This is a genomic window from Azospirillum agricola, assembly GCF_017876095.1.
GTDB lineage: Bacteria > Pseudomonadota > Alphaproteobacteria > Azospirillales > Azospirillaceae > Azospirillum > Azospirillum agricola.
In genome coordinates this window covers 57,093-71,414 of sequence record NZ_JAGINM010000015.1, presented here as the reverse complement: position 1 = coordinate 71,414, position 14,322 = coordinate 57,093, and the positions used below count along the sequence as shown (strand labels likewise).

At 68.0% G+C, this 14,322-nt stretch carries 12 protein-coding genes; 9 read left to right on the top strand and 3 right to left on the bottom strand.

Annotated features, from left to right (window positions below):
- Positions 1-12: 12 nt before the first annotated feature.
- Complete coding sequence (locus J2847_RS21520; RefSeq protein WP_209780888.1) at positions 13-1,641, bottom strand: GGDEF domain-containing protein; 1,629 nt, start codon at positions 1,639-1,641, stop codon at positions 13-15.
- 412 nt (positions 1,642-2,053) lie between these two features.
- On the opposite strand from J2847_RS21520, the gene J2847_RS21515 reads away from it, so the two are divergent.
- The 5 genes from J2847_RS21515 (at position 2,054) to J2847_RS21495 (ending at position 7,952) form a co-directional block, all read left to right on the top strand.
- Positions 2,054-3,145: a TRAP transporter substrate-binding protein gene (locus J2847_RS21515; protein ID WP_085554584.1), complete on the top strand. Its 1,092-nt coding sequence runs from the start codon at positions 2,054-2,056 to the stop codon at positions 3,143-3,145.
- 326 nt (positions 3,146-3,471) lie between these two features.
- Positions 3,472-4,569, top strand: a complete 1,098-nt coding sequence (locus J2847_RS21510; protein WP_411800642.1) for an ABC transporter ATP-binding protein — start codon at positions 3,472-3,474, stop codon at positions 4,567-4,569.
- Between the two features lie 62 nt (positions 4,570-4,631).
- Complete coding sequence (locus J2847_RS21505; RefSeq protein ID WP_209780886.1) at positions 4,632-5,678, top strand: ABC transporter substrate-binding protein; 1,047 nt, start codon at positions 4,632-4,634, stop codon at positions 5,676-5,678.
- A gap of 196 nt (positions 5,679-5,874) precedes the next feature.
- Positions 5,875-7,125, top strand: a complete 1,251-nt coding sequence (locus J2847_RS21500) for an ABC transporter permease (protein WP_209780885.1) — start codon at positions 5,875-5,877, stop codon at positions 7,123-7,125.
- Positions 7,122-7,952: an ABC transporter permease gene (locus J2847_RS21495; protein WP_209780884.1), complete on the top strand. Its 831-nt coding sequence runs from the start codon at positions 7,122-7,124 to the stop codon at positions 7,950-7,952. The genes J2847_RS21500 and J2847_RS21495 overlap by 4 nt, the downstream gene beginning before the upstream one ends.
- A gap of 5 nt (positions 7,953-7,957) precedes the next feature.
- On the opposite strand, the gene J2847_RS21490 is transcribed toward J2847_RS21495, so the two are convergent.
- Positions 7,958-8,524, bottom strand: coding sequence for a cupin domain-containing protein (locus J2847_RS21490; protein WP_085554589.1), 567 nt, complete (start codon positions 8,522-8,524; stop codon positions 7,958-7,960).
- 228 nt (positions 8,525-8,752) lie between these two features.
- Between J2847_RS21490 and J2847_RS21485 the strand changes: the two genes are divergently transcribed.
- The 4 genes from J2847_RS21485 (at position 8,753) to J2847_RS21470 (ending at position 13,753) form a co-directional block, all read left to right on the top strand.
- The gene (locus J2847_RS21485) at positions 8,753-10,213 is read left to right on the top strand and encodes an NAD-dependent succinate-semialdehyde dehydrogenase (RefSeq protein WP_209780883.1); all 1,461 of its coding nucleotides are present in this window, start codon (positions 8,753-8,755) and stop codon (positions 10,211-10,213) included.
- A gap of 31 nt (positions 10,214-10,244) precedes the next feature.
- Positions 10,245-11,531, top strand: coding sequence for a 4-aminobutyrate--2-oxoglutarate transaminase (gene gabT, locus J2847_RS21480; protein ID WP_211114810.1), 1,287 nt, complete (start codon positions 10,245-10,247; stop codon positions 11,529-11,531).
- 63 nt (positions 11,532-11,594) lie between these two features.
- Positions 11,595-12,797, top strand: coding sequence for a CaiB/BaiF CoA transferase family protein (locus J2847_RS21475; RefSeq protein WP_209780882.1), 1,203 nt, complete (start codon positions 11,595-11,597; stop codon positions 12,795-12,797).
- A gap of 47 nt (positions 12,798-12,844) precedes the next feature.
- Positions 12,845-13,753 carry a DMT family transporter gene (locus J2847_RS21470; RefSeq protein ID WP_209780881.1) on the top strand — a complete coding sequence of 303 codons (909 nt, stop codon included), beginning with the start codon at positions 12,845-12,847 and terminating at the stop codon, positions 13,751-13,753.
- 161 nt (positions 13,754-13,914) lie between these two features.
- Here J2847_RS21470 and J2847_RS21465 read toward each other — a convergent pair whose 3' ends face one another.
- Positions 13,915-14,289 (bottom strand): hypothetical protein, encoded by a 375-nt coding sequence (locus J2847_RS21465; RefSeq protein ID WP_209780880.1) that lies wholly within the window; start codon positions 14,287-14,289, stop codon positions 13,915-13,917.
- Positions 14,290-14,322 lie beyond the last annotated feature (33 nt).

Genomic DNA, 14,322 nt, shown 5'->3' with positions numbered 1-14,322 from the left:
CGGCCCGTGACGTCAGCCGGAGGCTGCGTCGCTGTCCGTCAGCTCCGGCGTCCAGCGGACCGCGCGGTTGCGCCCGTCGCGCTTGGCCTTGTAGAGCGCGACGTCGGCATGGCGCATCACCGTCGCCATGTCTGTGGAATCGTCCGGCCAGGAGGCGAGCCCGATGGAGCAGCCGACCCGCACCGTCTCGCCGCCGACCGACACCGGCTCGTTGACGGTGGCGATGATGCGGGCGGCCAGCACGCCGGTGTCCGGAGCCGTGCGGCCGGTGCGGCGGGGCAGGATCGCGGCGAACTCGTCGCCGCCCAGCCGGGCGACCACGTCGTCGTCGCGGAAGATGGCGGCCAGACGGCGGCCGACCTGCCGCAGCACCACGTCGCCGGCGTCGTGGCCCAGCCGGTCGTTGATCGGCTTGAAGCCGTCGAGGTCGAGATACATCATCGTGGCGGACCCGTCGCCGCCGTTGCCGCTGGTCGAGGCGTCGACATACTGTTCGAAATAGCGCCGGTTGGGCAGGCCCGTCAGCCGGTCCTCGTAGGCGATGTCCTCCAGCCGCATCAGCGCGGCGTCCTTGTTGGTCAGGCTGTCGATCAGGTCGCGCAGCGAGGCCGACAGCCGGCCGATCTCGGTGGTGCCGCCGACGTTGGGGAACGCCACCCCCTGCTCGCCCCGGCGGATGCGCTCGGCCGCGTCGGCGATGGCGACCAGCGGCCGGGCGATGCGGCCGGCGGCCAGCCAGCCCAGCACGCTGAACAGCACGGCCAGCCCGGCACCGACCACGATGATGGTCAGGCGCAGCCGCCCGGTCTCGCCATACACCACGTTCGCCGGCTGCCGGGCCACCGCGGTCCAGCCGAGCCCGGCGTAGTCGTAAAGACCGCGGCCGCGGGCGATGCCGGTCAGGTAGCTGCCGCCGTCCGGCCAGCGGGCGAGGCTCCAGCCCTCCTTGTTGCGGTCGATGGGCAGGGCGGTGCCGACCGCCTCGTCCGGGCCGATCAGCACGGTGCCGTCGGCCGACAGGATGTAGAGGGTCAGCCCCTCGCGGCCGGGCAGCGAGGCGATCAGGTCGCGCAGCGTGGCGCGCGCCCATTCCCAACTGTAATGGACGGCGAAGGCGCCGACGGCCGTTCCATCGGCGTCGCGCAGCGCGGCGGACACGTCGACGAATTTCGGCGTCTCGCCCGGCAGGTGCGGCACCTTGCCCTTCAGCGCCACCGCCTCGTGCACGTCGCCGACGAAGAGGCCCTTCATGCCCTCGACATGGACGGGGCGGGTGGCGATGTTCTTGCCGAGCAGCAGGCCGCCGCTGGCGGCCACCACGTTGCCCTGGCGGTCGGTCACCCCCATCCAGGCGATGGTCGGGTCGCGCCGCTTCAACTCGTCGATGGTCGCCTGGGCCACCGCCGGATCCTTCAGGGAGTCGATCTGGGCCAGGGCGGCGATCTGGTTGGCCCGCGCCCACATGGTGGCGTCGAGCTGGCGGGCCAGCGATTGCGACAGCTCGGCCATGGAATCGCCGATCTCGCGGGTCAGCACCTGCTCGGCCTGGGAGCCCACGAACAGGCCCTTCGCCAGCGTGAGCCCGAGCACCAGGATGGCGGTGGTGGCGGCCACGGTGGCGCGCAGGCCCAAGCTGCTCATGGGGGAACCTTCCGGACTCCGTCTCGTCTTTTTTCTTATGCCTGATCGGAGAGGTTTAAGGAACCGGCGTGAATCCCGACCGTCCTATATCACGGGCGCGGACGGGTTGGCGGCAACGTCGGAAATTGGAACGTTGGTGATACTGACGTTCAGCATATTGCGTAAAAAGGAAAAGGCCGCTAGCTATACAGCCGCGGCCCGAGTTTAGGGAGGAAACGCCTGATAAGGCGGTCAAAAAAGCAGATAATGCTGCGTCGCAGAAAATCCAGCCCTGGCGGCTGGATTTTTCGTTTCGAGTGTCGACAATCCGCAAAATGACCTGCCGGGTCGGCGAACCGGGCTTGCCGATCGGCGGCGCGAACGGAGTATGATGGCCGGCCAACCAACATAAAGTCGGGAAGAGACTCCAACCATGAAACGGCGTGCGTTCCTCACCAGCGCGGGCGTCGGCGTTGCCGCCGGCACGCTCGCGGCCCCGGCCATCGCGCAGAGCCAGCCCGAGATCAAGTGGCGCCTCGCGTCGAGCTACCCCAAGAGCCTCGACACCATCTACGGCGCCGCCGAGTTCATCACCAGGCGGGTGGCCGCCGCCACCGACAACAAGTTCCAGATCCGCCCCTTCGCGGCGGGCGAGATCGTGCCGGCGCTCCAGGTGCTCGACGCCGTGCAGAACGGCACGGTCGAGTGCGGGCAGTCCGCCGCCTATTTCTACGTCGGCAAGGACCCGACCTTCTGCTTCGACACGGCGATGCCCTTCGGCCTGAACACCCGCCAGCACGTCGCCTGGATGATGCACGGCGGCGGGCTGGAGCTGATGCGCGAGGTGTTCAAGGAGTACAACGTCATCCACGTCCCGGCCGGCAACACCGGCGCCCAGATGGGCGGCTGGTTCCGCAAGGAGATCCGCGGGCTGGACGACCTGAAGGGCCTGAAGATGCGGATCGGCGGCCTCGTCGGCCAGATCCTGACGCCCTTCGGGCTGGTTCCGCAGCAGATCGGCGGCGGCGACATCTACCCGGCGCTGGAGAAGGGCACCATCGACGCCGCCGAGTTTGTCGGCCCCTACGACGACGAGAAGCTCGGCTTCTACAAGGTCGCCAAGAACTATTATTACCCCGGCTGGTGGGAGGGTTCGGCGCAGATCCCTCTGCTCTTCAACATGCAGGCGTGGGAGCAGCTTCCGGCGTCGTACCGGGTGATCCTGGAGCAGGCTTGCTGGGAGGCCAACACGTGGATGCTGGCCAAGTACGACACGCTGAACGCCGCCGCGCTGAAGCGGCTGGTCGGCGGCGGGGCGGCGCTGCGCCTGTTCCCGCGCGAGATGATGCAGGCTTGCGAGAAGGCGGCCTACGAGCTGTACGACCAGCTCGCGGCGACCAACCCGCGCTTCAAGAAGGTCTATGACGCGTGGAAGCCCTTCCTGGAGGAGGAGCGGTTGTGGTTCCGCGTCGCCGAGAACGGCTTCGACGCCTTCGTCTACAGCCAGTCGGCCCAGCGCCGGTAAGGCGGGGGCAGGGGAAGGGGCGGGGGCGGCGATTCGCCCCCGCCGCCCTACGGCACGACCGGATGCGTCCGTATGTCCGTCCGTTCCGCCCATCATTCGCCTTCTCAATCGCCTGCTGAAAGCGCAGACTGCCGGTCGGCCCTTGTGCAAACCGTTCGCACATGCACAATAAACCATCAGACTGTTGAAGCGATCACAACATAAGCAATCTGCTTGTCTATTTTCTTAAACGCATGTTACCGTCGGGGCCATCAAGACGGACGGAAACGCGGCTTGGCCCGTGGATTTCCGCCCCCCTCTGACGGGAGAGGACGATGGACGGTGGGATGATCGCGACGACGCAGTCTCTGGTGCGTTTCGTGGGTGTGCAGAAGACCTACGACGGCGAGCATCTCGTCGTGAAGAGCCTGGATCTCGACATCCGCAAGGGTGAGTTCCTGACGCTCCTCGGCCCTTCCGGATCGGGCAAGACCACCTGCCTCATGATGCTGGCCGGGTTCGAGGTGCCGACCCACGGCGAGATCTTCCTCGGCGACCGCTCGATCAAGAACACGCCGCCGCACAAGCGCGACATCGGCATGGTCTTTCAAAACTACGCGCTGTTCCCGCACCTGACCATCGAGGAGAACGTCGCCTTCCCGCTGTCGGTGCGCGGCGTTCCCAAGGCCGAGGCCAAATCGCGTGTCGCCGACGCGCTGAAGATGATCAAGCTGGAGCATGTCGCCACCCGCCATCCTGGCCAGCTTTCCGGCGGCCAGCAGCAGCGCGTGGCGCTGGCGAGGGCCCTGGTCTTCAACCCGGCGCTGGTGCTGATGGACGAGCCGCTGGGCGCTTTGGACAAGCGGCTGCGCGAGCACATGCAGTTGGAGATCAAGCGGCTGCACGAGACGATGGGCATCACCGTCGTCTACGTCACCCACGACCAGGGCGAGGCGCTGACCATGTCGGACCGCATCGCCGTGTTCAACGACGGCATCGTCCAGCAGATCGACCGGCCGGACGCGCTCTACGAACGCCCGGTCAACAGCTTCGTCGCCAACTTCATCGGCGAGAGCAACGTGCTGAACGGCACTGTCGAAAATATCGAACACGGATACGCCCGCGTCGCGCTCGACGCCGGCGGGTCGGTGCTGGCGCTGGCGGTCAACGTCGCCGGGCCGGGCGCGCGGACCTCGCTGTCGGTGCGGCCGGAGCGGGTGGCGATCAGCACCGGCGACGACGGGGATCCGGCCTTCAACCGGCTGCCGGCCACTTTGACGGACCTGATCTATCTGGGCGACCACACGCTGGCGATGCTGGCGGTCCCCGGCAACGACGAATTCATGGTCAAGCTGCCCGCCGGTGCCCATGCGGGGCTGGCGCAGGGGCAGGCGGTGACCATCGCCTTCCGGCCCGAGGATTGCCGGGCGCTGGATCCGGTCTGAGGAGCTTTCCCACGCCGGTCTCAAAAACGTCGAACAACAACCACAGACATAGGACGGGGATCATGTCGAAGTTTAGGGTGGCTCTCGGTTTCGTCGCGACCTTCACCGCCATCGCCGCGCTGGCCTCGGCCGCCAGCGCCCGCGATCTGACCGTCGTCTCGTGGGGCGGCGCCTATCAGGAAGTGCAGAAGAAGGTCTATTTCGAGCCGTTCAAGGCGACCGGCACCCCGATGAGCGACGAATCCTGGGACGGCGGCGTCGGCGTCCTGCGCGCCAAGGTCCAGGGCGGCGCTTCCACCTGGGACGTCGTCCAGGTCGAGAGCGAGGAGCTGGCGCTGGGCTGCGACGAGGGCCTGTTCGAGAAGATCAACTACTCGAAGATCGGCGGCGAGGAGGCCTATCTGCCGGCCACCGTCAACGCCTGCGGCGTCGGCGCCATCGTCTATGACTTCGTGCTCGGCTACGACAAGGACAAGATCAAGGACGCGCCGAAGAGCTGGGCCGACTTCTTCGACACCAAGAAGTATCCGGGCAAGCGCGGCCTGCGCCAGGGCGCCAAGACCACCCTCGAAATCGCCCTGATGGCCGACGGCGTCGCCCCCGCCGACGTCTACAAGGTTCTGGCCACCGATGCCGGCATCGACCGCGCCTTCAAGAAGCTCGACACCATCAAGAACGACATCGTCTGGTGGAAGGCCGGCGCCCAGCCGCCGCAGCTGCTGGCGTCGGGCGAGGTGGCGATGACCTCGGTCTACAACGGCCGCATCGACGCCGCCAACAAGGCCGAGAAGAAGAATTTCGGCATGGTGTGGAACGGCGCGCTGTTCACCATCGACAGCTGGGTCATCCTGAAGGGCAGCCCGAACGTCGAGGCCGCGCACAAGTTCCTCGACTTCGTCGGCAAGGCCGAAAACCAGGCCAAGCTGTCGCAGGGCATCGCCTACGGCACCTCGAACAAGGGTGCTCCGGCCAAATTGCAGCCGGCCGTGCTCGCCGACCTGCCGACCTCGCCGGCCAACATGAAGAACGCGGTCGAGATCGACGTGAACTTCTGGCTGGAGAACATCGACCGCCTGACCGAGCGCTTCAACAAGTGGGCGGCCAAGTAACGGGCTGATGTGTTGCTCCCTCTCCCGTCCCGGGAGAGGGAAGGGGCCCATGCGGAGCATGGGAAGGGTGAGAGGCCAGCGGGTGAGGCCACGGACTTCATGGTCCGATTGCCCCTCACCCTCCCCGCTTCGCGGGTCCCCTCCCTCTCCCGGGGCGGGAGAGGGAAACGATCGCAGATTTCGACAGGACACCCCGATGACAGCCGCTTTCGTTGCCGGCGCCGACGTGCCGTTGAAGCGTCGATTGAGGCGGGCCGAGCGGGCCCGGCAGTTTCGCGCGCTGGGTCTGGTGCTTCCGCTTCTCCTGTTCCTGCTCTTCACCTTCGTCGGTCCCATCGCCGGGATGATCTGGCGCTCGGTGGACGACTGGGAGGTGCCGCAGGTGCTGCCCCACACCGTCGCCGCCCTGTCGAGCTGGAACGGCCAGGGGTTGCCCGACGAGCCGGCCTACGCGGCGCTGGCCCGCGACCTCCAGGCGGCGCGGGCGTCGGGTTCGATCGGCGTCGCGGCCAAGCGGCTGAACTACGTCGTCAACGGCTACCGCACCGTCCTGACCTCGACCGCGCGCAACCTGAAGGCCCTCCCGGAGCCGGGGACCGCCAAGGACACGCTGATCGGCATCAACCCGGCCTGGGGCGAGCACGCCCATTGGGCGGCGATCAGGAGCGCCAGCGGGCCGGTCACCAGCTATTATCTGCTGGCCGCCGTCGACCTGACGCGCGACCCGGATGGCGCGATCATCGCGTCGCCGGAGGACCAGGCGATCTACCGCGACGTCTTCGGCCGCACCTTCGCCATCGGCTTCGGCGTCACCGCGCTCTGCCTGATCCTCGGCTTCCCGGTCGCCTACCTGCTGGCGAACCTGCCGACGGCGCAGTCGAACCTGCTGATGATCTTCGTGCTGCTGCCTTTCTGGACCTCGCTGCTGGTGCGCACCTGCGCCTGGATCGTGATTTTGCAGAGCGAGGGCATCGTCAACGGCTCGCTGCAATGGCTGGGTCTGATCGACGAGCCGCTGCGGCTGATCTACAACCGGTTCGGCGTCTACATGGCGATGACCCATGTGCTGCTGCCCTTCATGATCCTGCCGCTCTACAGCGTGATGCGCTCGATCTCGCCGGCCTACATGCGGGCGGCGGCTTCGCTCGGCGCGCCCCCGGCCACCGCCTTCTTCCGCATCTACCTGCCGCAGACCATCCCCGGCATCGGCGCCGGCTGCCTGCTGGTCTTCATCCTGGCCATCGGCTACTACATCACGCCGGCGCTGGTCGGCGGCGCCGGCGACCAGATGATCTCGGCCTTCATCGCCTTCTACACCACGGAAACCGTCAACTGGGGCCTCGCCTCGGCGCTGGGGGCGGTGCTGCTGCTGTCCACGCTGGTGCTGGCGCTGGTCTACGGCAAGCTGGCGCTCGGCCGCCAGACCACGGGAGGACTCAAGAGTTGAGCGCGAACCATTCCCCCCGCACGGCCAGCCAGCGCGCCGCCTGGATCGCGACGATCGTCGCCTCGGTGCTGGTGTTCTTCTTCCTGATGGCGCCGATCCTGGCCATCGTGCCACTGTCCTTCAGCTCGGGCGCCTACCTGACCTATCCGCTGCCCGGCCTGTCGCTGCGCTGGTACGAGGATTTCCTCAGCTCGCCGCGCTGGATGCTGTCGTTGAAGAACAGCGCCATCATCGGCGTCGCCTCGGCCATCCTGTCGATGGTGCTGGGCACGCTGGCGGCGCTGGGGCTGGCGCAGTGGAAGAGCAAGTGGAAGCCGCTGGTGCTGGCCGTCGTGCTGTCGCCGATGGTGGTGCCGGTGGTGATCACCGCGGTCGGCGTCTATTTCTTCTTCGCGCCGCTCGGGCTGACCGGCAACTATCTGGGCCTGATCCTGGTGCACACGGCGCTGGCGACCCCCTTCGTGGTCATCACCGTGTCGGCGACGCTCCAGGGTTTCGACATGACGCTGGCGCGCGCCGCCGCCTCGCTGGGCGCGCCGCCGCTGCTGACCTTCCGCAAGGTGATCCTGCCGCTGATCCTGCCGGGTCTGGCGTCGGGCGCGCTGTTCGCCTTCGCCACCAGCTTCGACGAGGTGGTGACGGTGCTGTTCCTCGCCGGGCCGGACCAGCGCACCCTGCCCAGGGAGATGTTCAGCGGCATCCGCGAGAACATCAGCCCGACCATCACCGCGGTGGCGGTGGTGCTGACGGTGATCTCGATCGGCCTGCTGACGATGATCGAACTGCTGCGCCGCCGCAACGAGCGGCTGAAGGGGAATGTGGCGTAGGTGGCTTACAGGTAGGGTGGGGTGCAGGCGCTGATCAGCTCGCACTCCTCCTCGCCGACGTTGCGGAAGCGGTGGGGGATGCGGCTGTCGAAGAAATAGGCGTCGCCGGGGCCGAGCAGTTCCTTGCGGTCGCCGACCGTCAGCTCGATCTGGCCGCGCACGACGATGCCGCCCTCTTCCGACTCGTGCTGGAGCATGGTGCGGCCGGTGTCGGCGCCAGGGGCGTAGCGTTCGTGGAGGATTTGCAGGTTGCGCCCGCGCAGGTCGCCGACCTGCCGGAAGGAGACCTTGCCGACGGTGCCCTTCAACTCGCCGGCCAGCTCGACCAGTTCGCTGTTCTTGAAGAAGATCTGCTCGGGAGGGGGAAGGTCGTCGGAAGAGAAGAATTCGGCCAGCGTCATCGGGATGCCTTGCAGCACCTTGCGCAGCGACGACACCGACGGGCTGCTGCGGTTCTGCTCGATCAGCGAGATGGTGCCGTTGGTCACGCCGGCCTTCTGCGCCAACGCCCGCTGCGACAGCCCATGCTGCTCGCGGATCTGCTTCAACCGCGTGCCGACGTCGAAATCCATCACCCGACTCCTGGTTCCTCAACCCTAAGCAATAGCGGATCCGCGCAACCCCGTCATCAAAATATGAACAGCTAAACAGGGGTTGTTTAATTTATTAAACATGGTAGGCTTCGGTTCGTGGATCAAGCAATGCCTCCCAGGTCGATCGCCGAAGGTGATCCTTCAGGCGAAGCCCAGGGGCCTCCACGCACCCTTTCCCATTCCAGGCTGCATCCAGGGCGGACCAACATGCTGTCGCTGAACGACCAGAGCCTCCTCCAGACCAAGGGCTATGTGAACGGCGCGTGGCGCGCGGCCGATTCCGGCAAGACCTTCGCGGTGACCAACCCGGCGAACGGCAAGGTCATCACCGAAGTGGCCGACATGGGCGCCGCCGAGACGCGCGCCGCCATCGACGCCGCCAACGCCGCCCTGCCGGGCTGGAAGGCCAAGACCGGCAAGGAGCGCGCCGCCGTGCTGCGCCGCTGGTACGAGCTGATCATGGCCGCCCAGGAGGATCTGGCCCGGCTGATGACCGCCGAGCAGGGCAAGCCGCTGGCCGAGGCCCGCGGCGAGGTCGCCTACGGCGCCTCCTTCATCGAGTGGTTCGCGGAAGAGGGCAAGCGCGCCTACGGCGACGTCATCCCGACCTTCGCGGCGAACAAGCGCATCGTCGTGCTGAAGGAGGCCATCGGCGTCGTCGCGGCGATCACGCCGTGGAACTTCCCGATCGCCATGATCACCCGCAAATGCGCGCCCGCGCTCGCCGCCGGCTGCACCGTGGTCATCAAGCCGGCCGAGGACACGCCGCTGTCGGCGCTGGCGCTGGCCGAGCTGGCCGAGCGCGCCGGCTTCCCGGCGGGCGTCATCAACATCGTCATGGGCTCTGAGCCGGCGGCCATCGGCAACGAGCTGACCCACAGCCCGATCGTCCGCAAGGTCAGCTTCACCGGCTCGACCGAGGTCGGCAAGCTGCTGATGCGGCAGGCCGCCAGCACGGTCAAGAAGGTGTCTCTGGAACTCGGCGGCAACGCCCCCTTCATCGTCTTCGACGACGCCGACCTCGACGAGGCGGTCAAGGGCGCCATGGCGTCCAAGTACCGCAACGCCGGCCAGACCTGCGTCTGCGCCAACCGGCTGCTGGTGCAGGCCGGCGTCTACGACGCCTTCGCCGCCAAGCTGGCCGAGGCGGTCAAGCAGCTCAAGGTCGGCGACGGCACCGAGGCCGGCGTCACCCAGGGGCCGCTCATCAACGCCGACGCCGTCGCCAAGGTCGAGGAGCTGATGGGCGACGCGCTGGAGAAGGGCGCCAAGGTCGCGCTGGGCGGCAAGCGCCACGCGCTGGGCGGCACCTTCTTCGAGCCGACGATCCTGACCGGCATCACCACCGAGATGCGGGTCGCCCGCGAGGAGATCTTCGGCCCGGTCGCCCCGCTGTTCAAGTTCGAGACGGAGGAGGAGGCCATCCGCATGGCCAACGACACCGAATTCGGTCTCGCCGCCTATTTCTACAGCCGCGACATCGGCCGCGTCTGGCGCGTCGCCGAGGGGCTGGAATACGGCATGGTCGGCATCAACGAGGGCATCATCTCGACCGAGGTGGCTCCCTTCGGCGGTGTCAAGGAGTCCGGCATCGGACGCGAGGGCTCCAAGTACGGCCTCGATGACTTCATGGAAACCAAGTATCTCTGCGTCGGCCTCGGCGCCTGACGCTCACGCACGACTCCCAAGGACATCGATCATGAGCAACCAGTCGTTGGTCGCGCGCCGCGAGGCCGCCGTCTCCCGTGGCATCTCCGCCGGCCTGCCCATCTACATCGACCGCGCCGAGAACGCCGAGATGTGGGACGTCGAGGGCAAGCGCTACATCGATTTCGGCGCCGGCATCGCCGTGCTGAACACCGGCCACCGCCACCCCAAGGTGATGGAGGCGGTCAAGGCCCAGCTCGACCGCTTCACCCACACCTGCATGATGGTGACGCCCTACGACAGCTTCGTCGAGCTGGCCGAGAAGTTGAACGCGCTGGTCCCCGGCGACACCCCGAAGAAGACCGCCTTCTTCACCACGGGCGCCGAGGCCGTCGAGAACGCCGTCAAGGTCGCCCGCGCCGCCACCGGCCGTCCGGCGGTCGTCGCCTTCTCCGGCGGCTTCCACGGCCGCACGCTGCTCGGCATGGCGCTGACCGGCAAGGTCGTGCCCTACAAGGTCGGCTTCGGCCCGTTCCCGGCCGACATCTACCATGTGCCGTTCCCCAACGCGTATCGTGAGATTTCGGTCGCCGAGAGCCTGAAGGCGCTCGACACCCTGTTCAAGTCCGACGTCGATCCGGCCCGCGTCGCCGCGATCATCGTCGAGCCGGTGCAGGGCGAGGGCGGCTTCAACATCGCCTCGCCGGAGTTCCTCCAGGCGATCCGCGCGGTCTGCGACAAGCACGGCATCGTCATGATCGTCGACGAGATCCAGACCGGCTTCGCCCGCACCGGCAAGATGTTCGCGGTCGAGCACGCCGGGGTCGAGCCCGACCTGATCACCATGGCGAAGAGCCTGGCCGGCGGTTTCCCGCTGTCGGCGCTGACCGGCAAGGCCGCCCTGATGGACGCGCCGATTCCCGGCGGTCTCGGCGGCACCTACGCCGGCAGCCCGCTGGCGACCACGGCGGCGCTGGCCGTCCTCGACGCCATCGAGGAGGAGAAGCTGTGCGAGCGCGCGGTCGTGATCGGCGAGCGCATCGCCGACCGTTTCCGCGCCATGGGCCAGCGCAACTCGCTGCCGGTCGTCGGCGATGTCCGCAACCTCGGCGCCATGGTCGCCATGGAACTGGTCACCGACCGCCAGACCAAGGAGCCGGCCGCCGACCTGACCAAGGCGCTGGTCGCCAAGGCGGCGGAGAAGGGTCTGGTCCTGCTGTCCTGCGGCACCTACGCGAACGTGATCCGCGTGCTGGTCCCGCTCACCGCGTCGGACGCGGTGATCGACGAAGGTCTGGACATCATCGAGCGTTCGCTGGAAGAACTCGTCTCGGCGTGAGCCTGATCCCCCTCCCCCGCCCAGCGGGGGAGGGGGAAGACGAACGAACGGAAGGAGCAGGAGTTGGCCGGACCCTTGTCGCACATCAAGGTGCTTGAGCTGTCGCGCGTGCTGGCCGGCCCCTGGGCGGCGCAGACGCTGGCCGATCTCGGCGCCGACGTGATCAAGGTGGAGCGGCCAGGCGCCGGCGACGACACCCGCGCCTGGGGGCCGCCCTGGGCCGGCGACCAGTCGGCCTATTTCCTCTCCACCAACCGGGGCAAGCGGTCGATCACCATCGACTTCGAGCGCCCGGAGGGCCAGGAGCTGGTCCGCCGGCTGGCGGCCGAGGCCGACGTCGTCGTCGAGAACTTCAAGGTCGGCGGGCTGGTCAAGTACGGCCTCGACTACGCCAGCCTGAAGGCGATCAACCCGCGGCTGGTCTACTGCTCGATCACCGGTTTCGGCCAGACCGGGCCGTACCGCAACCGCGCCGGCTACGACTTCATGATCCAGGGCATGGGCGGGCTGATGAGCATCACCGGCCAGCCCGACGGCGAGCCAGGCGCCGGCCCGGTCAAGGTCGGCGTCGCGGTGACCGACATCTTCACCGGGCTCTACGCCACCATCGGCATCATGGGCGGTCTCGCCCACCGCGACCGCACCGGTGAGGGCCAGCAGGTGGATCTGGCGCTGCTCGACGTCCAGGTCGCCGTGCTCGCCAACCAGGCGATGAACGCGCTGGTCGGCGGCAAGCCGCCGCAGCGGCTCGGCAACGCGCACCCGAACATCGTGCCCTACCAGGCCTTCGCCACCCGCGACGGCCACATCATCCTGGCGGTCGGCAACGACGGCCAGTTCGCCAAGTTCGCCCAGGTCGCCGGCCGGCCGGAACTGGCGAAGGACGAGCGCTACGCCACCAACCCGGCCCGCGTCGCCCACCGCAAGGAGCTGGTGCCGCTGCTGGAGGAGATCGTCCGCACCCGCGACAGCGCCGACTGGCTGGCCGCGCTGGAGACGGTCGGCGTGCCCTGCGGCCCGATCAACGATCTGGCGGCGGTCTTCGCCGACCCCCACGTCCAGGCCCGCAACATCCGCCAGGATCTGCCGCACCCGGATCTCGGCACCGTCCCGACGGTGGCGAGCCCGATCCGTTACTCGGCGACCCCGCTGGTCCACGACACCGCCCCGCCGACGCTCGGCCAGCACACCGACGCGGTACTGGGCGAGGCCCTGGGTTTGAGCGCGGCGGACATCGCGGAATTGCGCGACAAGGGCGTCGTCTGAGCGGGTAGGGTGCGGTCCCGTTCACTCCAAAGTACCAAGCCCCCACCATGACCGCGACCCCCGCCGCCGCCACTGACAGCCGCCTCGGCATCCTCCTGATGCTGGGCGGCATGACGTTCTTCACGCTGAACGACGCGCTCGGCAAGTGGCTGGTGACCGAATACCCGGTCGCCATGCTGCTGGCGATCCGCAGCCTGTTCGGCACGGCGGTGCTGCTGCCGATGATCCTGCGCGAGGGCGTGCGCACCGTCTTCGCGGTCAAGCGGCTGCCGATGCATCTGGTCCGCGTGCTGCTGGTGACGCTGGACATCGCCTGCTTCTACTGGGCGGTGGCCTATCTGCCGTTGGCCGACGTGATGACCATCTACATGTCGGCGCCGCTGATCGTCACCGCGCTGTCGGTGCTGTTCCTCGGCGAGACGGTCGGCTGGCGGCGCTGGGTCGCGGTGGTGGTCGGCTTCGCCGGGGTGGTCATCGTCCTCAACCCGACCGGCCAGTTCGATCTCCTGCCGTCGCTGGTGGCGTTGCTGGGCGCCACCATCTTCGCGTCGGGCCTGATCTTCACCCGGCTGCTGCGCGAGGCCGGCACCCTGCCGCTGGTCACCTATCAGACGCTGGGTGGCTTGGTGCTGGGCGGCGCGGCGCTGCCGTTTTCCTGGACGACGCCGGGCTGGCTGGACTTCTTCCTGCTCGGCCTGCTCGGCATCACGGCGCTGGGTGGGCACGCGATGATCAACCGCTCATTGCAGCTCAGCCCGGCGGCGGTGGTCGTGCCGTTCCAGTATGTGTCGATCCTGTGGGCGGTGCTGCTCGACCTCGCCGTCTGGGGAACGCAGCCGAGCCTGCGGATGGCGCTGGGCGGCGCGCTGATCATCGGCAGCGGCCTGTTCATCTTCCACCGCGAGCAGAGCCTGAAGCGCGGGGCCGCGGCGGGGGCGGCGTCGGACCACGTGTAGGCAACGGGCGGAAGCAGCCGCGCCGGTTTCCTCTCCCACGTTTTCCCACCCATGCCATGACCGGGCTCGTCCCGGTCATCCACGAGTGCACCTGAGATTTGCGCGTGGATCCCCGGCCCAAGGCCGGGCATGACGGAAAGGGGAGTCGGGCTGCCCCGCCCTCAGCGGCCAAAGAATCTTGGCATCAGCCGGACCGCCACCGGCTCCACCGGGCGCCAGCCGAATTCGGCGATGACGGTGTTGGAGTCCGCCGGCTTGCGCCCCGGCGCCAGCGACCAGGTGAGGTGGAGGGTCGAGCCGTCGGGGCGGTCGCTGCTGCCGTCGATGGCGACGATCAGGGCCTGGACGCCCGCCTCGTCGTCGACGCTGCCGACCACCTCGCCGGACGTCGCCGCCGGCAACGGATGGTCGGGGCGGACACCGAACTCAAGCGTCACATGGTCGGCGACCAGCCGCTCGTAGCGTGGGGGAAACAGCGCCAGCAGGCGGCTCCGCTCGTCGTCGGGCAACTGCCATCCCGTGTATCCCGTCGCCATGCCGCCCCCTGTCGCTCGGTGTCTTCCGTTCAG